Below are 24132 nucleotides of genomic sequence, written 5' to 3' on the forward strand. Positions count from 1 at the left end.
TCAAAATTTAATATGATTTACATATAATGTATTTTCACTATTTTAGCCAACTGATTAAAAAAATCAAAACAGGTGAACTATTTTTCATCTGGAATCTAAAAAATAGTATTATTTAGATGAAAAAACAAGACCTACCTCAAGACGAAAGCAACCTGAAATCCGCCAACATGACAGAAGTACTGTATGTAACGGACGAAAATAACAACTATACTACAGCAAACAGCACAGGCTGGGATGCAAAGAAAGCTGCTTTGGATGAATCTATGGAGCTCATTTATGAAAGAATTGAGGAAGCCAAGCAAAACGTTGCCAATAAAACTGTAAGTCCTATCGTTTATTTTATGGAGCTGAATAAAATGGATCTTGGAGTACTTGCCTCTTATGTAGGAATGTGGCAATGGAGGGTGAAAAGACATTTTAAGCCCAGAATATTTACAACACTAAGCGAAACTGCACTGAAAAAATATGCTGATGCATTTGGAATTTCAGTGGATGAATTAAAAAACTTCGATGGGAAATAAATGGAAGCATTCTATGCAAAATTCCATTGAACCAATGAAAAAGATAAAAGCTGCAAATGAAATTAAACTTTGAACACCATCAGACTGCGCATTGCGAAAACGGTGTTGCTTCTAATCTACTGCTTAATAAAGGACTGAAACTAAGTGAGCCTATGATCTTCGGAATAGGTTCCGGATTATTTTTCGTCTATCTTCCCTTTTTAAAGGTAAATTTTGCTCCCGGCTTCAGCTATCGTCCGATGCCCGGTGCTATTTTCAGCAAAGCAGCCAAAAGATTGGGAATTAAAATAAAGAGAGAGAAATTTTCCAATCCTCAGGACGCTCAAAAAGCACTGGAAAGAAATCTGGAGCAAAATATCCCTACAGGGCTACAGGTAGGAGTTTTCAACCTTACATATTTCCCTGAAGAATATAAATTTCACTTCAATGCCCACAACCTTGTGGTATATGGTAAAGAAGACGGAAAATTCCTGATCAGTGATCCTGTCATGGATTATGTCACCTCACTTTCGGAAGCCGAACTGGAAAAAGTAAGATATGCCAAAGGAGCCCTTCCCCCAAAAGGACATATGTATTATCCTGTCTATGTTCCTCAAAATATCAATCTTGAAGAAGCTATAAAGAAAGGAATCAAAGATACCTGTAAAAATATGCTGGCACCGGTACCCCTTATTGGTGTGAGAGCCATGAGATGGGTAGCCAAAAGCATCCCTAAATGGGCAGAAAAGAAAGGCACAAAGGTAACCAACCACTATCTGGGGCAGCTGATCAGAATGCAGGAAGAAATAGGGACCGGCGGAGGTGGCTTCAGATTTATTTACGGAGCCTTTCTTCAGGAAGCGGCAGTAATCCTCAAAAATGAACAGTTAAAAGAACTGTCACAGGAAATTACAGCTATTGGTGACCTTTGGAGAGATTTTGCTGTAGACATTGCCAGAGTGTATAAAAACAGAAATTCAAAAAGCAATATCTACAATGAACTTTCAAAAACAATGCTTCATATTGCAGATCTCGAAGAAGCTTTCTATAAAAAACTGAGAAAAGCAATCTGATATGGCAGAAAATATGATTGAGGTTAAAAATCTATATAAAAAATACAAAAATTCTGATGAATTTTCTGTCAATGATATCACGTTGAATATTGACAAAAATGAAATCTACGGAATTCTTGGACCTAACGGAGCCGGTAAAACCACCCTTATTTCCATGCTCTCTGGACTTATCAAGCCCACTTCCGGGAAATTCCTGATCAATGGGATGTCTCCCCAGAAGGATAATTTTAAAATCAGACAGATCATTGGTATTGTCCCTCAGGAATATGCACTTTATCCTACGCTTACGGCAAGAGAAAATCTCATGTTTTTCGGAAGCCTGTATGGATTAAAACATAAACAGCTCCTCAAAGCTATTGATGAATCCCTGGAAATGATGGGGCTTTCAAAGTTTGCCGATAAACAGGTGGGACAATTTTCCGGAGGAATGAAACGCCGTTGTAACCTCATCGCAGGAACACTTCATAACCCGAAAGTTTTATTTTTGGATGAACCCACGGTAGGAGTTGATGTTCAATCCAAAAAAGTGATTATTGATTTTCTTCAGGAACTGAATAAAAACGGGACTTGTATCATTTATACTTCACATCACCTTTCCGAGGCCGAAGAATTCTGTACAAAAATTGCCATCATTGATAAAGGAAAGATTCATGCTGTAGGAACCCCTGAAGAGCTGGTTTCTCAGATTGCTCACGCCGAAAACCTGGAGGATGTTTTCATTTCATTAACCGGAAAAGAATTAAGAGATGTTGTTGTATAAACTGTGGAGAAGCTTTATTAAGGAAATTCTTCTCCTGAAAAGAGATATCGGAGGAATAGTCATCATTTTTGTGATGCCTTTGCTTTTAATTGTTACCATTACCCTGATTCAGGATTCCACCTTTAAAAATCTTGAAGGCTCAAAAATCCCGATTATTTTTATTGACAATGACAAATCAGAGGTTTCCAAAAGTATAAAAGGGGAACTGGAAAACAGCAAGACATTCCTGCTACTGACCAATTTCAACGAAAAGTCTGCTCAGAAAGCAGTTTTCTCAGGAGAGTATCAGATGGCTATTGTCATTCCTGAAAATCTGACAAAAGACCTCAATTCCAATATTGATTCAAAAGTTCAGACGATAGTAAGTTCATTTGGATTGGAAACAGATTCTGCAGCAGTCAGAAAACCGGATTCAAAAACAAAAGAAATTCACTTATACTTTGATCCAGCTACCAATGCAGGATTCAAAAATTCGGTCATGAATTCTGTCAATAAGATGGTTTTTGAAATCGAGAATAAAAAAATTTATAAAGCATTCCAGGAGCAGCTGGGAACAACAGAGAACCTCAGCGAGAATAAAAATCTGATCAGCTTTAAAGAGATCACCCCTAAGAAAGGAAAAATGGATGTGATGCCGAATTCCGTTCAGCATAACGTTCCTGCATGGGCCCTTTTTGCTATCTTTTTCATCGTTGTTCCGCTATCTATCAATCTGGTAAAAGAAAAAAGTCAGGGAACCAGTGTACGGGCAAGAATAAGCCCTACTCCTTATTTTGTTCATATTTTAGGAAAAACATTTACATACCTTATCATTTGTATCATTCAGTTTTTATTGATGGTAGCAGTAGGAATCTATCTTTTTCCTTATATGGATCTTCCGGCATTTGATGTTTCCGGAAAAATGTTTCAGCTTATTATGGTAACCTTGTTTTCGGGGCTTGCAGCCATTGGATTTGGTGTTTTGCTGGGTACCATAGCGGATACCCAGGAACAGTCGGCACCTTTTGGAGCCACTTCGGTTGTTGTGTTGGCCGCTATCGGAGGAATATGGGTTCCCGTATTTTTAATGCCTGAATTCATGCAGACCGTAGCCAAGTTCTCTCCTATGAACTGGGGGCTGAATGCTTATTACGACATTATCTTAAGGAACAGCGGAATTGGTGGAATTGCTAAAGAATTAGTATTTTTATTTGTATTTTACCTTGCCACCATATCCATATCGATTTTTTACGAAAGAAAACTCCATAATGTTTAAATCAGGAGTTTCCTGAACCTCACAGAAAGAAAAAAATATAGGAAGAAAAGAAAAAATGCAGTCTAAAAAAAACATATTAACCTGTACCGAAGAAGTAAGGGTACGGTTCAATGAGACAGATCCGCTGGGAATTGTCTGGCATGGTCATTATATTGTTTATTTTGAAGATGGCAGAGAGGCCTTTGGCCGTCAGCATGGCCTTACATATCTTGATATTCAGAAGGCAGGATTTGTAACGCCTATTGTAAAAAGTACCTGTGAGCATTTTCTTCCTTTAAAATATGGTGAGACCTTCAGAATTGTCACTACATTTATTAATACAGTTTCAGCCAAGCTGATCTACAAATATGAGCTTTTCAACCAGGAGGACAAACTGGTTTGCAGTGGAGAAACCATCCAGGTATTCCTGGACAGCGAAGGAAATTTATGTCTTTACAATCCGGAGTTTTTTCAAAGCTGGAAAGATAAAATGGGATTATCATGATGAAGGAAATTTTTATTACAGATTATAATTGCGTTACTCCCCTTGGATTTAATGTAAATTCCAACTGGAGTTCACTGTTAGAAGGGAAATCAGGAGTAGCACTACATAAAATTACAGAAAATCAGGAGGCTGTGTACGCCTCTATGATTGATTCTGAAAAGCTGAACGAAGAATTCAGTAAAAACTTTGAAAATCAAAGTTTCACAAGGCTGGAGAAGATGATCCTTCTAAGCCTGAAACCTCTGATAGAGAACCATCCTGTCACAGCAAACACGGCACTTATCCTTTCCACCACAAAAGGAAATGTGAGTTTATTAAAAAATCAGACTGTTTTACCCGAAGGTGCTTACCTTGCTGTGTTAGCACAGAAAATTGCAGATTTCTTTGGGTTTAAAACTAAACCCATTGTTGTTTCCAATGCCTGTGTTTCCGGAGTAATGGCTATTGCTGTTGCCAAAAATATGATTCAGGCAGGATACTATAAAGACGCTTTTGTGATCGCAGGAGATGAAATTACAGAATTTGTGATTTCGGGCTTTAATTCTTTCCAGGCCCTTGGTACAGAGCCCTGTAAGCCTTATGACAAAAACCGGAACGGAATAAATATCGGAGAAGCTGGGGCAGCGGTATATATCACCTTCTCTCCTTCTGAAAATGAGAAATTCAGATTTAAAGTTTTAGGTGACTCCGCGGTTAATGATGCCAATCATATTTCCGGACCTTCAAGAACCGGAGACGGCCTATATGCCAGCATCAGAAATGCCATGACAGAAGCAAAGGTTTCTTCAGAGCAAATTGATTTTATCTCGGCTCATGGAACGGCCACCCTGTACAATGATGAAATGGAAGCTATTGCATTCAACAGAATGGAACTTCAAAATGCTCCGTTAAACAGCATGAAAGGTTTTTACGGACATTGTCTTGGAGCTTCCGGGCTCCTGGAAAGCATTATCTCAATGGAAAGTGCCCGTCACAATATGTTACTTCCGTCTAAGAATTTTGAAGAAATGGGCGTATCCCAACTCCTTAATATTATCAGAGAAAATAAGACTGCAACCATTCAATATATTTTGAAAACTGCTTCAGGATTTGGAGGATGTAATGCAGCAGTGGTGTTGGAAAAATGTTAAAATGAATATGATGAAGAAAATAACCACCTGTACCCTGGAAAATTCAAAAATAGCCGTTGATGGAAACGTTGTTTTTGAAAGTGAAACACATTCTTTTCCTGAATTTGCAAAAGAAGCTTATAAAAGTTTGGAACTGAACTATCCCAAGTTCCACAAAATGGACAGTTTAAGCAAACTGGCCTTCCTTGCTGCTGAAATGATATTGCAAAACGGGGATCATAGCCGGACCGCTTTGGTTCTTGCCAACACATCATCCAGTCTTGATACTGATTTCAAATATCAGGAAAGCATTAATTCTCAGGAAAACTATTTTCCAAGTCCTGCTGTATTTGTTTACACCTTGCCCAATATTTGCGTAGGTGAAATCAGCATCAAACATAAAATGCAGACGGAGAATGCTTTTTTTGTTTTGGATGAATTTGATGAAAATTTTTTAAACAATTATTCGGAACAGATTCTCCGGTCCGGAAAAGCAGATAAAGTATTATGTGGCTGGGTTGAATTGTTTCAGGAAAATTATAAAGCTTTTGTATATTTGCTAACCTTATAAAAAATGTAACCATCTGGCAATCTGAAAATGTAGTAATGATAAGTCATTAATGCATTGGTAAACTGTTATATTGGTACATTGTTAAATTAAAACTTTTTATGGAAAACTTAAAAACCGAATTGAAGCACAAAATTATTGAAGTTCTTAACCTTGAAGATGTTTCTGTAGAGGAAATAAAAGATACAGATCCATTATTCGGAGGCGGGCTGGGACTTGATTCTATCGATGCTTTGGAACTCATCGTCCTTCTCGATAAAGATTACGGAATAAAATTAGCTGATCCTAAAAAAGGAAAGGAAATTTTCCAATCTATCGAAATCATGGCTCAATTCATCGAAAACAACAGAACAAAATAAATTAATATAACAATCTAACGGTGTAACAATGTACCAATAATTGGGAAACTCTTACATTGATACATTGTTACATTACCTAATAAAATGAGCCAAAAAATTGCCATAACAGGAATGGGCATCATTTCCTCTATTGGAAACAATGTGGAGGAAAATTTTATTTCACTACAATCCGGGAAACACGGAATTTCAGATATCCAGATGTTTGAAACCCGCCATGCCGGAGCCATTAAAACGGGTGAAGTAAAATTATCTAATGAAGAACTTATACAAAAGCTTCAGCTTGATGAAGACAATAATGTAACAAGAACTTCTTTATTAGGAATGGTTGCCGCAAAAGAAGCAGTAGAAAGTGCCGGAATTTCAGAAATCAACGGATACAGAACCGGATTGATTTCTTCTACCAGTGTAGGAGGGATGGATATCACTGAAAAGTATTTCTACTCTTATGAGAGCTTCCCTGAAAAGCAAAAATATATTGACGCTCATGATGCCGGAAATTCCTCATTGGCGATCGCGGGTTATCTGGGATTGAAAGGCATGGTTTCTACTATTAGTACCGCCTGTTCATCTGCAGCCAATGCCATTATGATGGGGGCAAAGCTGATTAAAAACGGAGTTTTAGACCGCGTTATTGTTGGAGGCACTGATTCTCTTTCAAAATTTACTTTGAATGGATTCAATACACTGATGATCCTTACAGATTCTTATAATACTCCTTTTGACAATGATAGAAAAGGGTTAAACTTAGGAGAGGCAGCCGCTTTTTTGGTGCTTGAATCTGAAGAAATTGTAAAAAAAGAAAACAAGAAAGTTCTTGCTTACCTTTCCGGTTATGGAAATGCTAATGATGCCCATCATCAGACGGCTTCTTCAGAAAACGGACAGGGCGCATTTTTAGCCATGCAGCAGGCCCTTAAGGTTTCAGGATTAGCCAAAGAAGATATAAACTATATCAACGTTCATGGAACCGCCACTCCTAATAATGATTTATCGGAAGGAATTGCTATGATCAGAATCTTTGGCGAAAACAAGGTTCCTGAATTCAGTTCCACGAAAGCATTTACAGGACATACCCTGGCAGCAGCAGCCGGGATTGAAGCTGTTTTTTCAATCTTAGCCATGCAAAACAGTCTTATTTTTCCAAATCTGAACTTTACGACGAAAATGGCAGAATTTGATTTAACGCCTGTCACTGAACTTAAAAAGAAGGATATCAATCATGTGCTTTCCAATTCATTTGGATTTGGAGGAAACTGTTCCACTTTAATATTCTCAAAATCATGAGTTCCGTTTACATCAACAGTGCATCCTGCATATCTGTTCAGGACACTTTAAACGAAAATATCCTACAGAATCTTGCCCCGGAAAGTTCGGTACAAATGCTCAAAGCGATAGAACCTAATTACAAGGAATTCATTCCGCCTGCTATGATCAGGAGAATGTCTAAAACCGTAAAAATGAGTTCCGCAGCTTCACATTATGCTTTACAGGAGGCAGGAATTACGATGCCTGACGCCATTATTGTAGGAACCGGAATGGGATGCTCCCAGGATTCTGAAAAGTTTTTGAAAAATGTGATTGATAACCATGAGGAGTTTTTAACACCTACATTTTTTATCCAGTCTACTCACAATACCGTTTCAGGGCAAATTGCTCTGGCACTGCAGTGTCACGCTTACAATTTCACCTATGTAAATACCTCTTCATCACTGGAGTTTTCATTACTGGATGCTCAGCTTCAGATCAAAGATGGAGAAGCTGAAAATATCCTGGTGGGCTCTACCGATGAACAGACCGGCAGAACTATGGAACTCTACTGTCTGCACAATATCATTAAAAAAGAAAAAGACCTTCCTGCTGATTATTTACATTCTACAACGGATGGAGTGATCTGGGGCGAAGGAGCCAGTTTTTTTGTGGTAGGAAAAAATAAGACAGAGAGTTCTTATGCAAAGCTTACCGACATTCAGATCATCAATACATTAGAATTGAATGAGACTCAGGGTTTTATTCAGGATTTTTTAGCTAAAAACAATCTATCCGGTAATCATATTGATGTGGTCATTTTAGGCTTTAGTGGAGATGAAGCTTCAGATACTTATTATAAACAAGCAATGGATGTATTTCCGGATTCAGCTTTGCTATATTACAAACATCTGAGTGGAGAATTCAATACAGCCAGTGGTTTTTCAACTTTTCTGGCCTGTCATATTCTTAAAGAACAGCAGATTCCGGAGATAATGATGATCAACGGAAATACAAAAAGTGAAGTAAAAAACATACTTTTATATAATCATCTGGCAGGTTCTGATCATAGTCTCGTATTACTGGAAAAAGCTTAACTGAAGTGAAAGCAAAAGGTTATTCGTAAATTTGCTTATCATACAACGAATAAACTATTAAACAACGAACGATGAAACACTATTTCTTCATTCTATTTTACCTTCTCTGTAACGTTTTTATTTATGCGTTTCATGGAGGCTTTTGGGTATATATAGCATGTTTTCTGGCTTTTTCTGCAGTAGTTGTTTGGGGTTCTTTCCATATTGAACTGGGATATTTCGTCAACAGTATCACCCATAAGCGGACAAGAGCTCAGGAAGTGGCTTTAACTTTTGATGATGGGCCAACGGAATTTACACCCCAATTTTTAGATTTACTAAAGGAGCATCAGATAAAGGCTACTTTTTTCTGTATCGGAAAACAGATTGAAAAATACCCGGAAACTTTTCAGAGGATCATTGAAGAAGGCCATACCATTGGAAACCATACGCTGACACACTCTAGCACAACAGGTTTTTTATCTGCCTCTAAAATGATTGAAGAGATTGAAAAATGTGATGAAGTGATATACAGAGTCGGGAATATAAAAACGCAGCTGTACAGACCACCGTTCGGGGTTACCAATCCAAATATTGCAAAAGCAATTAAAAGAACCCATAAAAAAAGTATAGGATGGAATGTCCGCTCTTTAGATACCGTTATTGATAATGAAAAGAAAATTTACAGAAGAATAACGAAAGGCTTACAAAAAGGAAGTATCATCCTTCTCCATGATACATCGGAGAAGACTTACCGTGTACTGGTTAATTTATTAGTATTTTTGGAAGATAAAAAGTATGCAGCTTTTACCATTGATTCAATTACAAATTCAAAGAAAAATGATTAAAAACATTGCTTTCGGAGCATTTTTATTAATATCAGGTCTTTTCTCGGCTCAAAATACAGCAATGTCCGGAGCTGAAGCAAAAGCTTTTGTCTCTAAAGTTTCTTCTGAAACCAAAGAGATCAGAACGCTGCAAAGCGATTTCACCCAAACCAAAAAAATGGACTTTTTGGATAAGAACATCGTTACGAACGGAAAAATGTCATTACAGGCCCCGAATATGCTGAGCTGGAAATATACAAAACCTTATCAATACAGCATTGTTTTTAAAAATAATAAGATCTTTATCAATGATCAGGGGAAAAAGTCTTCTGTAGATGCAAAGAGCAAAACGTTTGAAAAGATCAATAAACTTATTGTAGGAAGCTCTAATGGAACGATGTTCAGTGATCCTGAATTCACCGTAACTTATTTTAAGAGCGGAAACTACAATATGGCGAAATTCATTCCGAAAACATCCCAGCTTCTGAAGTATATCAAGCAGATTGAACTGTATTTCCCGAAGAACCAGTCAACAGTTTCACAAGTTAATATGACGGAAGCCTCAGGAGATACTACCCATATTGTTTTCAAAAATACCAAGATTAATGCTTCAATTCCTGCGTCTGAGTTTAGTTTATAGCCTGATGTCAATAGGGGTTATTTCCTGTAAGTCTTATCAGCTTACGGATGTAAAACCTGTTTCTGAATCAAAGAAAACGGTTGAAAATCTTTATTTTTCTTCTCCCCAAGATTATGTATACAAGTGTCAGATAGACATTTATAAGAATCATGTAAGTGGTATTCTTATCATCAAAAAAATCGATGAAACGACACACCGGGTCGCATTAACTTCAGATTTCGGAAATAAGCTGATTGATTTTGAGATTTCGCAACATGATTTTAAACTGAATTATGTTCTTCCTGATCTCGACAAAAAGATGGTCATCAATTTTCTTAAAAACGACTTTCGGGAACTTTTAAAAAAGCAATATCCTATCAGTGAAAGTTTTGAGAATGAAAATGCCAGAATTTATCTGTCAAAAAACGATAATAAAGGCTATTATTTATTTTTTAATAAAGAAAACGGCTTACTGAAAAGAATCATTTATACTCGGAATAATAAGGAAAAAATCAATTTTACTTTTGAGGCAAAAAAGCATATCTTCGCGGACAGCTTAAATCTGCAGCACAAAGATTTTAAGATCAATATAAAACTGGTTCAAATAACCGTGACGGAATAAATTTGACATGAAAAAAATACGCTTCTTAGTTTTTACATTAATCTTCGGTTTATCTTTTGCACATGCACCTATTCCAGGCTGGAGTTTATTATACTTTTAATCTTAAAAAATAAGATCATGCAGAGCATTCTTACAGACTTTTATACATTAGAATCATACGAAAAATCAGAAAACGGAAGTTTTATTGCTGATATCAGCTTAAACAAAGATCATGATATTTTCAAGGGGCATTTTCCGGGAAACCCGGTTACACCAGGAGTATGTATGATGCAGATTGTAAAAGAACTTACTGAAGAATTTGTGGGTTCCAAATTATTTTTAAAAACAGCATCCAACGTTAAATTCATGGCAATTATCAATCCTTTTGAGACGCCTGATTTAAAACTTCAGCTGGATATTGCTGTAAACGGAGAAGATGTTAAAGTAAAAAACATCACTTCTTTTGGCGAGACTATTGCATTAAAAATGTCTGTAAGCTATAAAAAAATACCATCATGAAACTTATTTTATCTTTCTTAGCGGCATTTATTTTTTTCTTCCAGTCTGATTTGGAAACGTTGAGAAACAGCTATGCCAAAGCCAACGAATCTAATGTCAATACACAAAATTTTATTGATACTGCAGAAAAGCAATCCGGCTCTGATGCGGTAACTTTAGGATATAAAGCGGCAGCTAAGATCATGGAAGCCAAGGTAGCTAAAGGAAACAGAAAATCTATGGTAAAAACAGGTGCTACAAGTCTTGAAAGTATCATAAAAAGCAATCCGAATAATGCAGAACTGCGTCTGATCAGATTAAGCGTTCAGGAAAACATTCCAAAAATAGTAGGATACCGGGGAAGTCTGAAAGAAGATAAAACCTTCCTTTTGAATAATTACAGCAAACAGAATACAGCCCTGAAAAACTATATCAAAAGGTTTGCGATGCAGTCTAAGACCATTACCGGAGCCGAAAGAGCCACTTTAAAATAAAACCATGTCCGTTGCTGAAGTACAAAATGCAATTTCCGAAAAGAAGATCTGCATTTTAATACCCACCTACAATAATGAAAAAACCCTGAAAAGGGTAATTGACGGCGTTCTCAGCTACACCGGAAGTATTATTATTGTCAATGACGGTTCTACCGATTCTACGCCATTTATCCTTTCTCAATATCCTGAAATAGCTATCATTACCTTATCTGAGAACAGAGGAAAGGGAAACGCCTTAAAAACAGGCTTTAGAAAGGCTAAGGAATCAGGTTATCATTATGCTATCACCATCGACTCGGACGGGCAACACTATCCGGATGATATTCCGGTGTTTGTAGAGGCACTTCTTCAGGAAAAGGAAGATATTCTTCTTATTGGAAACCGAAATATGTCTCAGGATGGTATTCCGAAAAAAAGCAGTTTTGGAAACCGTTTTTCCAATTTTTGGTTTTGGTTTGAGACCGGAATTAAGCTCGAAGATACCCAATCCGGCTATAGGCTTTATCCCTTGCACAAAATTCCAAAGAAATATTTTACTCCTAAATTTGAATTTGAGATCGAGATCATTGTAAGAACCGCATGGAAACATGTTCCGGTAAAGAATGTTCCTATAAAGGTCTTATATGATCCTGCAGAACGGGTTTCCCATTTCAGGCCCTTCAAGGATTTTACAAGAATCAGTATTCTGAATACAATTCTGGTGACGATTACTTTATTTTATATTATTCCGAGGAACTTCATCAATAATTTCAAAAAAAAAAGTTTTAAAAGGTTCATCCAGGAAGATGTCTTAGAAAGTGACGGGAGCAACCGTACCAAAGCTTTTTCCATTGCACTTGGGGTTTTTATAGGGCTTTCTCCTTTCTGGGGATTTCAGACCCTTCTTGTGATTAGCGTATCGGTTCTTTTCAAATTGAATAAAGTTCTTGCATTCATCGCTTCCAATGTGAGCCTCCCTCCTTTTATTCCTTTTATCATTGCTGCCTCTTTATTTCTGGGCGCTCCATTTGTGGAAGGTAACAGTAATATCCTGAGCCAGGACTTTAATTTTGAGCTGATCAGGAATAATCTGCTTCAATATATAATTGGGAGCCTTATCTTAAGTACCACCTTATCTGCAATTGCAGGAATATTTACTTTTCTTTTTCTGAACAAACTGAATCCGGAGCCTTAAAAAGGAATAACCCCGAAATAAAGTATTTCAGGGCTATTCATAGTATCGTATTTTAATGTCTATTTTGAAACAATAATCTTTTGCGAATAATCAATTGTGTTATTTTTGATTTTTACAATATACACTCCGTTGATCAACTTATCAGCACTGATCTTAGTCTGCTTATTAAGATTGATATTTTCCGTAGTCATCAGCTTTCCTGTAAAATCATAGATAGCCACCGTAGTGATTCCTGAGGCATTCATTCCGTCAGGTACTTGTATAGTAAATTCGCTTTTCACCGGGTTAGGATAGATAGAAATACCTTTAGAAGCAGAAACTTCTTTTACTGCAAGGGTACCACATTCTGCAGGTACTGTAAAATCTTCTACCTGATCACTTAGATCTGGTGCTGGCTGATTACTTCCAACCCATCTTCCTATAAGCCCACCCGGTGCAGCATTAACTCCCAATCCTCTTTTAGCAAATGTTTTCCAGATCATACATTTATCTGCTCCATTTGTTTTCGCCTGATCAGCTGCTAAAATAGCATTTCTACCTGTAACAAAAGAAGGAAGGCACGGCTGCAGCTTCAGAGCATCCACCACAAGCTGTAACACTCTTGCGTTTCCGCTATCAGGATCAGCGAGTACGTTACTATTATATCCATATTTTGCCACATAATTCCAATGAAGATCCCAGAGCATTGTTGCCCATACAAATCCGACACTGTGAGAATTTACTCTGGTAATTTCAGTTCCATCATCTTCCACATCGTTATACTTCATCCCATTTGTTTTTCCGTACGTATAATTATTGATCATAAAATCGGGTGAATATTTGACGGGTCTAATACCTAGTCCATCAGTGGCTTGTCCTTCAGCAAAAGTTCCCATCCCTCTCGGAACAGAAGCATTGTCACCCGGTTTATTGGTCAGCACTAAGGCAAAGAAATCCGACCAGCCCTCTCCCATCTGTTCATTATCAGATGTATAATTTAAACAGCCAACACTTGTTCCTGTAAGACGGGCAGAAATACCGTGTCCGTACTCATGGGTAACAATACCATTGTCTAAGCTTCCATCTTTATAGATATAATTAGGTTTATCATATTTTAATGTAGCATTTACAGAAGTAGAAGCCAATTGATTGACAATAGCAACTCCCTCAGAATTTTCCACAAGTAAAGATGGAATAGTTATCGTAGCATCTGCTCCTCCCATTCCAGGAAAATCCGGTGATGTTACGGCATTATAAACAATTACTGCACTAGCACCTTTTAGCTGGGCATTCTTTACTTTAACAACAAAGCCACAGCTTCCCCTTTGTATTAAAGCTATTTTTCCGGTTAGATTCTCAGTAATGGCAGCACAGCCATCCGTAGGTGTAGTCACAGCAATATCTCCTGTAACACCTGTTATAGTAAGTTTAGGACCAAAACCGGCTGTATTGGAAATTGGAGCTCGCGATGTAAATCCGGTAGGTGAGTTATAAAAAATTCTCTGTAAATTTTTAGGTTCATATAAATACATCTGCATTCTAGGAGCAAATCCATCATTACGTGTACTAAAGTTAGCATTATTATACCCTTTTCCATCTCTCGCTTCTGCCAGAACAGCATCACTACCGGAACCTCCGTTTCCAAAGTTATTGGTTTGAAAATTCTTGGAAGATTCTGTAAATCCGAACTTATAAAATACATCATGAATCTTATTATTCAGATAAAATAAGTTGGTCACTGCTGCAGAAGTATAATTCTGAGGTGGAAGTGTAATGTCTAATGGAAAATCAAAGACTCTGCCCGCTCCCCCATCTGGTGAAAATTGAGGAGTGTTGGTTGCATTTTCATCTGTATAGGTATACGTATTATTTCCTCTTGTATTGGTATAATGATTGGTTCCATCAGAATGCCATCCTTCAGGGGATGCAGTCAGATCCCAAGGATTGGCAAGTAAAGCTCTGCTTCCGAATGTAGGAGCCTCAACAGGAAGCGGAAATACATTATAGGATGCATTATCCGGAGCTAAAACAAAGTTTGTATTATGCTTTGTTCCTTTCTCTAAGTTTGGAAATATTGCAGGCATATGATGTTCAGCAAAAGAATGTTCATAAGCATCAGAATGGAAATTACAGGAAAGGGTCAAATTTTCTTTGTACAGAACAGAACCATCTTCAGCACTGATAATCACCATCCAGGTATTATTGGTGCCCTTTTCCTCAATATCAAATTCATATCCGAGGATCAGGCTCCCATTTTTTTCAAAATAAACTGTGGTAGCTTTAATAGGTTCGTCTTTTCCAACCCTGTTTTTGGCAGTAGGATTTCCATTTAATTTTTTTGCTGCAGCTACAATAAGAGCATCTTTATCGGCTCTTTCTTTTCCTTTAATAGAAGATGGCGAAATTTTTATGAAAGTATCCGCAAAACTTAATACTTTATCTTCTCTTATCAACACATTGGCAGAACTGCCAAATATCGGAATACCGTTAATAGTCTGCTGTATGCCCACCACATCTCCCTTCAAGCTTTCAGAATGATCAATATTTAAGATCTTAAAAGTCTTTAAATCTGCATCTAATCTCTGAAACTGCCCTTTAGAAGAGTTCAGATATTCTTTTATAATCTGTTCCTGATTTTGAGCAAAAACGGCTCCTGTGGTCAACAGAGAAGATAAAAGAAGAAATTTAATAGTCAATCTAATTTTTTTCATATTTAAATGTTTTTTACAGAATCCAATGTAAACACATACAATAAAAAATACAACAAAAAGGACTTTTTTATAAACAATTCACAATCAACTCATAAAAAAAAGAAAAAAGAATTTAAATTTTTAGTTAAAATGAATCCTAAATTGTTTTTTATTCATATTTGATATCAAAAAAGAGGATGAAAAAGCTATTAAAACTATTAAAATCAAACAATTGTTTACAAAATTTCACACTATAAATAGGGTTGAGCAAGATATAAAACGTTATTTATAAACAACATCAAAAAATGATAAAGGACTCATCATGATTGTGACAAATATGGAAAGAATTACTAAAATCATCTGGATGGTATGATAGGTTTTTTCACGGTCATTTTCATTGATCTCAAAGGTAAATTTAATCTTATCCGGTCTTCTGATAATCAACCAGGTAAAGATAAGAATGATCAAATTTAATACTACCGGTAAAAACAGAAATACTTTGCTCCCGTACTCATCTTTTCTTCCTCCATAGCTGTGAATCGGTATAATTTCCGGAACTGAGCTATATACTGAGAGAAGATAAACAGAATAACACAGAATAATGACAATGGGAATGCAGAACAAGACTTTTATATATTTAGGGATCATTTCAGTTTCTTTAAAGTTTTTTTCAGAAATTTCTCAGTGTCCTTCCTATCAGGTACTGTTGTAATTTCTTTTGTCAGGGCTTTTTCAAATTCCGTCTTTGCTTTTGCATACTCTTTCCTGTAAAAATAATATTTTCCAGCCATATAATATCCTTTCCAAAAATCGGGATTTAAAGAATGATAGCGGGTAATATAGCTATCTGTAAGAAGCTCACGATTTTGAATCGCATCGTTTATTTTTGTATTCAACACTCTGTATTCCTCATAGTTTTTAAAGTCACGGGACTCCACAAAGGGATCCTTTCCAATATTGAGCTGTGATGTTGAAAAATCGCTATGCTGTAATCCTTTATCTGAAAATATGGCATTCAGATCATAACATACGAATTCTCCCAGCTGATAAGGATTTGAAGATACCCAGACCAATTTCTTCTGAGGAGAAAATATAACTGCATGATGCGCCAATAGCTGATTCAGAGATTTTTCGTTTCCATAGCCAATACTTTCACCATGTAACCCTGATCTGTTTCTTAAAATGGAAGCCATTTTCTGTGGAGTAAGTTTTTTTTCCTCCTGAAGAAGCTCCTGCAGTTTTTCATACCTATATTCTGAATGGCTTTCTTCAATATGTTTCTGATTCTTTGTATCATCTTTATAAGCCTCAGACTGAAAATGATTAGTACAAAGAACCCTGCTTGTATTTTGTACGCTGTAAACTCCAAAGTTTTTGGGAGATACTTCAATGATTACTGCTTTTTTATCATGAGCACTTCCTACCAAAATGGATTCTGAAACGAAAACCTTTCTTTTTTTTGCAATATCAACGGCTTCATCTATATTTTTTGCATACTGTAAGATCTCTCTCGTCACCAAAGAAATAGGGGTTTTGGCTGTTAAAGGAATTTTTGATTTCCCTGCATTGATGGTCACCGTAATTCCTTCTTTATTCATCCCCGAGACTACTCCTATCATCCCCGGCCAGCTTACTGACATATAAGGAATTCCATCTTCCGGTTCTACAAATTCCACCAGCTTATTTTTCGCAAAATCATCACCTACATAAAAATCAAAATTCCGTCCTATCAGAAGATCTCCATCTTCTGTATTTTCATTCCAGACAGCCAGTGAAGAGCAGCCAACCATGGCCAGATCCTGCATAGCATGTCCAATATCATGCGCTCCATGCAGGTAAAGATTCCTTAAATATTTTGGGGCAATAAAGTCATATTGATCTGAGGAATACTGTGATAATCCATACAATTCGGCCTGATAATCTTCTCTTACATTAAGATACATTTTTCTGTTGTACCATTTTAAAAAGCCTCTCAACAACTTCTGCCTGAATTTTGAAGGGACAAATCCTTCCACCTTCGAAAAGAAAATTGCCTCCTGCTTCTGCATAAGATTTTGCGTTAACGCCCCATTATTATACCCTAACTGAAGCGGATTTCCTGTTATATAAAGCTCCCAGAGCTGCTGCTTATTTTTAGTCAGATAATTGTGCTTAAAGCTAAAGGTCGTATCATTTATTATATTCACTTTTGGAATTTCCAGTGAATATTGTTTCACATCGGGAAGATGATGAACAGATTTTGATACCCCGCATGAGATCAGAATGCAACAAAAAAGAGCATACAGAAAAAGTCTTTTATAGAACAGAGGGTTGGTATCAGCTTTTTTCACGTTGGGTTCTTATTACATCATTTGACTTAAATGTCTGTCTATCGTTTCTTTGCCTACAATTTCAGAGCAGGTATTGAAAGCTCCGATGGTTACCCCTAAAATCCCGTGCATATTTACAGACTGACCTGTAAGAAACAGATTATCTATTTTAGTGCGTGGAGAAACCATCGTTTTAAGCGGGTTTTCTGAGTTTTTCATGTAACCATACATATTTCCTTCAAAACTACCAATATAATCACGATAAGACAACGGTGAAGAAGTATATATTTTTTTGACAGCCTGTTTAAGGTTGGGAATTTTCTTTTCCAGGGCATCAAGCATTTTCTCTGCTTTTGCCAGCTTAAACCTTTCATACTGTTCTCCTCTTTCGTGATCATCAGCTACTGTATTGAATGTGTGTTCCCAGTCTTTAACCTCATCAAAGTCCATATAGGAAATAGCCGTCAGGCTTTCTGCAAACCCAGGATAATTTTTGGACGGTGATGCCGAAAGCATATAGGTTTCCGGCCATGCTTCTTTCCTGTAACGGAAGGCACTCCAAACCTGTTCCCCTGAGGAATAATGGTATATATTATAATTAAAATCCGGAAGTGTATGTGGCTTTAAGACCAGATATACACTGAAACATGATGGAACAGGCTGCCAGCTTAAAACCCTGTTGAGAAAGGATTTTTTTAACCGCTCTTCTCCAATTAATTTAATGGTTGAGCGGATTTCAATATTTGAAATTATTTTTTTTGCCGCGTATTCTTTACCTGAAGCGGTTTTCACTGAGGTCAGTACATTATTTTCATCAAAAATAAACCCGGTTACTTCGGTATGTTTATGAACTTCCGCCCCATACTGACGAAGCTTCCTGATCAATAATTTTGAAATCTGACTTCCCCCTTTTACACATTTGTAAGCACTCTGGATATAAGAGTTTACCGTTAAAGCATGAACATAAAAAGGAATATTGTCAGAATCTCCGGCATAAAGGAAATTAGAGCCTAATAAAACCGATTGCAGTTTTTTATCTGAGGTCACAGATTCTATAAATCTTCGGGTATTCAGATGCAGAATTTCTTCATTGTAACTATCTTTCCCCACTACATTATATCTTGGGAACTGGCTGCATACATATTGAATTTCTTCACAGTAATTTTCAAGATTTTCTCTTTCGTTCGGAAAATAGACCGATAACTGCTCAACAAAGTTCTGATATCCTTGGGCATGTGGATATTCAATAGGATCATCACCAAAGGAGATTCTGTCATATCCGTCTTCATCCATTTGCTGGAGATCCAGATCATCCATAATTTCCAGATAGGAAAAAAAAGTGTTTAGATTTTGTCCCTTTGACAGCCCACCCAAATAGTGAACTCCCGTATCAAAGATGAGCTTATCCCTTGAAAAAGTCTGTAAATTGCCTCCATACTGATTGTTTTTCTCCAATACACATACTTTAAGCCCTTCTTTCGCCAAAATAAGAGCCGAAACAAGACCTCCCAATCCGCTGCCGATTACAAGTATGTCATATTCTTTCTTCAAGGAGAATGTATTTTAATTTAGAAATTAAGAATGTTCATCAAAAGATGATCTGCCTCCGGTCTTTTAGAGATCAATAGACAGGCTAATCCTGATTTTAATCTAAATGGTTTCAGTTTTTGTTAGTTTTCAGGGATAAAAATAGAAAAATTAATCAACATCATCCCAAAAATCAAAATAATTAAACCATTGGAACGGATATTTTCTAACCATGGTCTCCAGATTTTGAACATAAGATTGTAAAAGCCCCTGAGAATCCCTGTTTTTAATATTCTGGGCAGTTCTTGCATAGAGATGATAATGAAGGTTATTTTCTTTCATTACATACACATATACTACAGGTACTCCCAATCTGGAAGCAATAAGAAAAGGGCCTGCCGGAAATTTTGCACTTTTCCCCAGCAATTCGGCTTCCAGGTATTTGGATCCTTCAAAATAACGGTCGCCGGTAAAGCAGATCAGTTCATTATTTGATAATGCCTGATTAATCTCAAAGATATGCGACATATCCTCTCTGACATAAATAAATTTAATGGAACTCTCTTTTACGGCAACACTTTGCAGATACTCTTTGATCACGGTAACTTCCTGATCTGTGGTCACCAAATTGATCTGGCAGTCAAAATCTATATCTGCAAAAAAATGTTCTGCAATTTCAAAATTACCGATATGGGCACTGATCAGAACACCTCCTTTTTTCGCGGCTAAAAGGTTTCTGAGATTTTCAATCCCATCAAATTCATAGGTGTATTTTTCTCTTAATCCCGCAGAAATAGCTGTTTTGTCAATCAGTACTTTTCCGAAAGTGAAATAGCTGTTAAATATGGAGCGCAAAGCTTTTCCATATCCATAGTTTAGTCTTTTTTGAAAATAATAAAGGATGTATCGGTTGCTTTTTTTCTGGAACAGAAAGTAATAAGCAGCCACAAAATAAAGAACAACATATGAACTTCTGATTCCGATATTTCTAATACACCAAACGAATATTCTGTATCCTGATACCGTTCCTTTAGATTTACCTTTCCACTTGTTCATATATACAATTTACCAATGTAACGGTATACCAATCCAACAATTATTTTAATTTAAAAAAATACACAGTATGGGTACACTGCTACATTCAATTAATAAAGATTTTATTCAATAATTAAGCGTTTTTTTTAGCAATTTTTTGTTCAATAGCAGTATAAAAATCATCAAATGTTACCATTTTCTTGAAGTCTGCTTCTCCTAATTTCACTCCGAAATTGGATTCTATCACAACAACCATATCGATATAATCCAGACTGTCTAAGCCTAATGTATTTTTAAGATTGGCCTCATTACTGATTTCGTCTCCGTCTACCTCGAATTCATTTACCAGAAAATCGTTAACGATGGCCACTATTTTTTCCCTTTCCATGTTTTTAATCAAATTTTTTAACTATTAATGCAGAATTGGTTCCCCCAAACCCAAAAGAATTCGACAAAAATACATCAATTTTTTGATTTTTTGTTTTGGAGACTAAATTTATCTTTTGAGCCTCATGATCAGGATTTTCAAGGTTAATATTGGGAGCTACAAAATCATTCTGCATCATCAGAATAGAGTAAATAACTTCACTTGCCCCTGCCATCCAGCATTCATGCCCTGTCATAGATTTCGTAGAACTTACGGGAACTTCACTTCCGAAAATCTCATAGATAGCTTTTGCTTCGTTAGCATCTCCAATAGGCGTGGAGGTAGCATGCGCATTAATATAATCAATATCTGAAGCCGTTAATCCGGATTGTTGTAAGGCTCTGCCCATTGCTAAAGCCGGCCCGTCAACATTAGGAGTTGAGATATGCCCTCCGTTTGAAGAAAAGCCGTAGCCTATAATTTCAGCAAGGATAGGAGCACCTCTTCTCTGTGCTGATTCTAAGCTTTCTACAATTAAAGAGGCTGCACCTCCACTTGGTATCAAACCATCTCTCGCTGTATCAAAAGGTCTTGATGCTTTTGCCGGCTCGTCTTCTCTTGTTGAGAAAACTCCTAATCCGTCAAAACTTGCCATTGAATATTTATTGGTTTCCTGAGCTCCCCCACAGATGATCATATCCTGAAAACCGTTCCTGATCATCATAAAGGCCAGTCCCAGAGAATGCGAGCCACTTGCACAGGCTGCGCTGATGGTAAGATTAATTCCTTTCAACTTAAAAATCGTAGAAAGGTTCATCGTCACTGTTGAATTCATTGATTTAAAGATCGCTCCGGATCCCATCAATGTGGTATCTTTTTTTTCCCGGGCAATATCGATAGAATCAACGACTGCCTTGGATACACTGTCATTTCCGTATAAGATCCCGACTTCATGGGTATCTAAAAAAGCCTCGTCAAGATTCGCCTGCTTCAAAGCATCAATGGTTGCAAGATAAGCATATTCACTTTCTTCTCCCATACTTACACGCTGGCGTCTGTTAAGAAGATTTTTCAAATCCGGCTTTGGAACCACCCCTGTAAGGCCTGATCTGAAACCAAAGTCTTTTCTGTCTTCGTCTAAAACAATACCGGATTTTCCTTGATATAGGGATTCCCTGACCTCTTCTAAAGACGTCCCGATGCAGGAATAAATTCCCATTCCGGTAATCACAACCCTATTTTCCATCTTATGAATAAATTCCGCCGTTAATATTAATTATCTCTCCTGTAATGTAGGATGCTTTTCGGGAAGCTAAAAATGCTACTAAATCAGCTACTTCTTCTGCTTCTCCGAATCTGTTTGCAGGAATCATCGCTTTAAGCTCGTCTTCATTGAAATCCTGGGTCATATCTGTTTTGATGAAACCCGGTGCTACAGCATTTACTGTAATATTTCTTTTTGCCACTTCCTGGGCAAGGGCTTTTGTAGCTCCTACCAGAGCTCCTTTTGCTGCCGAATAATTGGTCTGTCCGGCTGTTCCTTTTACCCCGGAAACCGAAACCATATTAATGATTCTTCCGTATTTGTTACGAAGCAGTTTTTGGATAAAAAAGTTCGTCACATGGAAGAAACCGTTTAAGCTTGTATTGATTACACTGTTCCAGTCTTCTTTGGGCATCCACATAAACAGGCCGTCTCTGGTGATTCCTGCATTATTTACAATCACTTCTACTACGGCAGAAGGATTTGTTTCCTGCCATTCTGTAAGGACGTCCTGTGTTTCCTCCGCATTTCCTACATCAAATTTAAGAATTTCTCCTGTAGAGCCAAGTTCTTTCACTTGGGCCAATGTTTCCTTAGCTGCAGCCTCGTTAGAGGTATAGTTGATCAGTATATGATAATTTTTTTCTTCAGCCAGTTTTATACAGATGGCCCTCCCGATTCCTCTGGAGCCTCCTGTTACAATTGCACATTTCATGCGTTAGTGTTTATTTCGTTTTAGTTTTTTTTAGTTAGTTTATTAAAGACAATTCATTACGGTTAATAATTACATTGCTTTTAAATACATCTTTACTTTCTCTAAATAAGGATACATCACCATATCATCTGAGAACGCAGGAATAATTTTTCTGATCTCATCATAAAGCGCTCTTGTAGATGATGAAACCTCATCCGGGAAGCCCAGGTATTCAATTGCCTGAACGACAGTAATTGCTTCTATCGCCAAAACTTCAAATGCATTTTCAATTACTTTTCTGCAGATCACGGCTGCATTGGTCCCCATACTTACAATATCCTGATTGTCATTATTATTAGGAATACTGTGAACATACATAGGGTTTGAAAGCATCTGACTCTCTGCCGTAGTAGAAGTTGCTGTAAACTGTACACCCTGCATCCCGAAATTAAAGCCTAATTTACCTAAATTTACAAAAGGAGGCAAAATTTCGTTGATCTTGGCATTTAAAAGATAGTTCAGCTGTCTTTCTGCAAGCATGGTTAACTTGGTGACCACAATTTTAAGCTTGTCCATTTCTAAAGAGATATAATCTCCATGAAAATTTCCACCGTGGTAAACATGCTGGTCTTCAACATTGATAATCGGGTTATCATTGGCAGAATTAATCTCGTTTTCAAGCACTTTTTCTGTATATTCCAATGTGTCCAGCACTGGGCCTAATATTTGGGGAACACATCGTAAAGAATAATATTCCTGAACTTTTTCCTTAAATACTTTTTCCTGTTCTTCAAAGTGAGTATAAAGATGGTCTGCTCTTTTTCTGATCAGTTTACTGTCTGCAAGATGTGTACGCATTCTTTCTGCCACTTTCTGCTGACCATAATGTCTTTTTGTTCCGTTTAAAGCTTCAGACAGGTGATCGTCATAAGCCTGAACAATCTCATTAATTGCACAGGAAAGCCTTATGGAAATATCGGTCAGCTGATTTGTTTTATAGGCATTCACAATCCCTATTCCGGACATTACAGAAGTTCCGTTCATTAAAGCAAGCCCTTCACGGATCTCCACTTTTATAGACTCAAGTCCTTCAATTGCAAAAACATCCTTTGTAGATTTTCTTTCTCCTTTGTAAAAAACTTCTCCTTCTCCAATAAGTACCAAAGCCAGGTGTGCCAGCTGAACAAGATCGCCACTTGCTCCTACTCCACCGTGTTCAAAAATCAAAGGGGTAATATCTCTGTTGATCAATTCCTGAAGAAGATAAATAACAGACTGATGTACTCCCGAATTCCCTAAAGATAAGGTATTCAGCCTTGCCAGCATACAGGCTTTCACTTCCTGTGCAGGTAAAGGGTTTCCTAATCCAGAAGAATGACTTCTAATTAAATTATACTGAAGCTGGTGGGTATCCTCATCACTGATTTTAAACTGAGCCATCGGACCAAACCCCGTATTTACTCCATATATTACTTTATTTTTTGAAAATTCCTTTAAAAACTGAAAGCTTGTATCGACTCTTGATAAAAGTGATTCATCCAGTTCAATTTTCTCATTTTCAATGATAATCTTTTGAAAATCTTTCAGTCCTAAAAAGTTATTTATTTTCATTAATCAAAAGTAAT

General features: G+C 37.0%; 25 protein-coding genes. 16 read left to right on the forward strand and 9 right to left on the reverse strand.

What is annotated here, in order from left to right; translation table 11 throughout:
• The first annotated feature begins 116 nt into the window (after nucleotides 1-116).
• The 16 genes from LQV47_RS00130 to LQV47_RS00205 all read left to right on the forward strand — a co-directional run bounded on the left by LQV47_RS00130 (nucleotide 117) and on the right by LQV47_RS00205 (nucleotide 12642).
• The gene (locus LQV47_RS00130) at nucleotides 117-521 is read left to right on the forward strand and encodes a hypothetical protein (RefSeq protein ID WP_230032430.1); all 405 of its coding nucleotides are present in this window, start codon (nucleotides 117-119) and stop codon (nucleotides 519-521) included.
• Between the two features lie 56 nt (nucleotides 522-577).
• On the forward strand, nucleotides 578-1573 hold the full coding sequence (locus LQV47_RS00135) for a BtrH N-terminal domain-containing protein (RefSeq protein ID WP_230032433.1): 996 nt from the start codon (nucleotides 578-580) through the stop codon (nucleotides 1571-1573).
• Between the two features lies 1 nt (nucleotide 1574).
• A complete protein-coding gene (locus LQV47_RS00140) occupies nucleotides 1575-2333 on the forward strand; it encodes an ABC transporter ATP-binding protein (protein WP_230032436.1) in 759 nt (252 codons plus the stop codon).
• Entirely contained in the window at nucleotides 2320-3588 is a 1269-nt protein-coding gene (locus tag LQV47_RS00145) for an ABC transporter permease (protein ID WP_230032437.1), read from the forward strand. The genes LQV47_RS00140 and LQV47_RS00145 overlap by 14 nt, the downstream gene beginning before the upstream one ends.
• A gap of 55 nt (nucleotides 3589-3643) precedes the next feature.
• On the forward strand, nucleotides 3644-4072 hold the full coding sequence (locus LQV47_RS00150; RefSeq protein WP_230032439.1) for an acyl-CoA thioesterase: 429 nt from the start codon (nucleotides 3644-3646) through the stop codon (nucleotides 4070-4072).
• The gene (locus LQV47_RS00155) at nucleotides 4069-5202 is read left to right on the forward strand and encodes a beta-ketoacyl synthase N-terminal-like domain-containing protein (RefSeq protein ID WP_230032441.1); all 1134 of its coding nucleotides are present in this window, start codon (nucleotides 4069-4071) and stop codon (nucleotides 5200-5202) included. Before LQV47_RS00150 ends, LQV47_RS00155 begins: the two co-directional genes overlap by 4 nt.
• Nucleotides 5203-5209: 7 nt before the next feature.
• Nucleotides 5210-5752 carry a 3-oxoacyl-ACP synthase gene (locus LQV47_RS00160; protein ID WP_230032444.1) on the forward strand — a complete coding sequence of 181 codons (543 nt, stop codon included), beginning with the start codon at nucleotides 5210-5212 and terminating at the stop codon, nucleotides 5750-5752.
• 98 nt (nucleotides 5753-5850) lie between these two features.
• Nucleotides 5851-6108: a phosphopantetheine-binding protein gene (locus tag LQV47_RS00165; protein ID WP_230032446.1), complete on the forward strand. Its 258-nt coding sequence runs from the start codon at nucleotides 5851-5853 to the stop codon at nucleotides 6106-6108.
• 84 nt (nucleotides 6109-6192) lie between these two features.
• Nucleotides 6193-7392 (forward strand): beta-ketoacyl-[acyl-carrier-protein] synthase family protein, encoded by a 1200-nt coding sequence (locus LQV47_RS00170; protein WP_230032448.1) that lies wholly within the window; start codon nucleotides 6193-6195, stop codon nucleotides 7390-7392.
• Nucleotides 7389-8450, forward strand: a complete 1062-nt coding sequence (locus LQV47_RS00175) for a beta-ketoacyl synthase N-terminal-like domain-containing protein (RefSeq protein WP_230032450.1) — start codon at nucleotides 7389-7391, stop codon at nucleotides 8448-8450. The genes LQV47_RS00170 and LQV47_RS00175 overlap by 4 nt, the downstream gene beginning before the upstream one ends.
• 71 nt (nucleotides 8451-8521) lie before the next feature.
• The gene (locus tag LQV47_RS00180) at nucleotides 8522-9277 is read left to right on the forward strand and encodes a polysaccharide deacetylase family protein (protein ID WP_230032453.1); all 756 of its coding nucleotides are present in this window, start codon (nucleotides 8522-8524) and stop codon (nucleotides 9275-9277) included.
• Nucleotides 9270-9896, forward strand: a complete 627-nt coding sequence (locus LQV47_RS00185; RefSeq protein WP_230032454.1) for an outer membrane lipoprotein carrier protein LolA — start codon at nucleotides 9270-9272, stop codon at nucleotides 9894-9896. Before LQV47_RS00180 ends, LQV47_RS00185 begins: the two co-directional genes overlap by 8 nt.
• A complete protein-coding gene (locus tag LQV47_RS00190; protein WP_230032455.1) occupies nucleotides 9862-10497 on the forward strand; it encodes a hypothetical protein in 636 nt (211 codons plus the stop codon). Before LQV47_RS00185 ends, LQV47_RS00190 begins: the two co-directional genes overlap by 35 nt.
• 117 nt (nucleotides 10498-10614) lie before the next feature.
• Nucleotides 10615-10995: a 3-hydroxyacyl-ACP dehydratase gene (locus LQV47_RS00195; RefSeq protein ID WP_230032458.1), complete on the forward strand. Its 381-nt coding sequence runs from the start codon at nucleotides 10615-10617 to the stop codon at nucleotides 10993-10995.
• Nucleotides 10992-11468, forward strand: coding sequence for a hypothetical protein (locus LQV47_RS00200; protein ID WP_230032460.1), 477 nt, complete (start codon nucleotides 10992-10994; stop codon nucleotides 11466-11468). The genes LQV47_RS00195 and LQV47_RS00200 overlap by 4 nt, the downstream gene beginning before the upstream one ends.
• A gap of 4 nt (nucleotides 11469-11472) precedes the next feature.
• Nucleotides 11473-12642, forward strand: coding sequence for a DUF2062 domain-containing protein (locus LQV47_RS00205; RefSeq protein ID WP_230032461.1), 1170 nt, complete (start codon nucleotides 11473-11475; stop codon nucleotides 12640-12642).
• 59 nt (nucleotides 12643-12701) lie between these two features.
• Here LQV47_RS00205 and LQV47_RS00210 read toward each other — a convergent pair whose 3' ends face one another.
• From LQV47_RS00210 to LQV47_RS00250, 9 genes are all read right to left on the reverse strand, one after another.
• On the reverse strand, nucleotides 12702-15332 hold the full coding sequence (locus LQV47_RS00210) for a T9SS-dependent M36 family metallopeptidase (RefSeq protein WP_230032463.1): 2631 nt from the start codon (nucleotides 15330-15332) through the stop codon (nucleotides 12702-12704).
• Nucleotides 15333-15593: 261 nt separating this feature from the next.
• Nucleotides 15594-15959 (reverse strand): hypothetical protein, encoded by a 366-nt coding sequence (locus LQV47_RS00215; RefSeq protein WP_230032465.1) that lies wholly within the window; start codon nucleotides 15957-15959, stop codon nucleotides 15594-15596.
• On the reverse strand, nucleotides 15956-17641 hold the full coding sequence (locus tag LQV47_RS00220; protein WP_230032467.1) for a C45 family peptidase: 1686 nt from the start codon (nucleotides 17639-17641) through the stop codon (nucleotides 15956-15958). The genes LQV47_RS00215 and LQV47_RS00220 overlap by 4 nt, the downstream gene beginning before the upstream one ends.
• Before the next feature lie 12 nt (nucleotides 17642-17653).
• Nucleotides 17654-19171, reverse strand: a complete 1518-nt coding sequence (locus LQV47_RS00225; protein WP_230032470.1) for an NAD(P)/FAD-dependent oxidoreductase — start codon at nucleotides 19169-19171, stop codon at nucleotides 17654-17656.
• Between the two features lie 147 nt (nucleotides 19172-19318).
• Nucleotides 19319-20203, reverse strand: a complete 885-nt coding sequence (locus LQV47_RS00230) for a lipid A biosynthesis acyltransferase (RefSeq protein ID WP_230032473.1) — start codon at nucleotides 20201-20203, stop codon at nucleotides 19319-19321.
• 112 nt (nucleotides 20204-20315) lie between these two features.
• Complete coding sequence (locus tag LQV47_RS00235) at nucleotides 20316-20570, reverse strand: phosphopantetheine-binding protein (protein WP_230032476.1); 255 nt, start codon at nucleotides 20568-20570, stop codon at nucleotides 20316-20318.
• A gap of 4 nt (nucleotides 20571-20574) precedes the next feature.
• Nucleotides 20575-21795: a beta-ketoacyl-[acyl-carrier-protein] synthase family protein gene (locus LQV47_RS00240; protein ID WP_230032479.1), complete on the reverse strand. Its 1221-nt coding sequence runs from the start codon at nucleotides 21793-21795 to the stop codon at nucleotides 20575-20577.
• Nucleotide 21796: 1 nt separating this feature from the next.
• On the reverse strand, nucleotides 21797-22528 hold the full coding sequence (gene fabG / locus LQV47_RS00245) for a 3-oxoacyl-ACP reductase FabG (protein WP_230032480.1): 732 nt from the start codon (nucleotides 22526-22528) through the stop codon (nucleotides 21797-21799).
• Between the two features lie 69 nt (nucleotides 22529-22597).
• Nucleotides 22598-24118: an aromatic amino acid ammonia-lyase gene (locus tag LQV47_RS00250; protein WP_230032481.1), complete on the reverse strand. Its 1521-nt coding sequence runs from the start codon at nucleotides 24116-24118 to the stop codon at nucleotides 22598-22600.
• Nucleotides 24119-24132 lie beyond the last annotated feature (14 nt).

This window comes from Chryseobacterium sp. Bi04 (genome assembly GCF_918698085.1).
GTDB lineage: Bacteria > Bacteroidota > Bacteroidia > Flavobacteriales > Weeksellaceae > Chryseobacterium.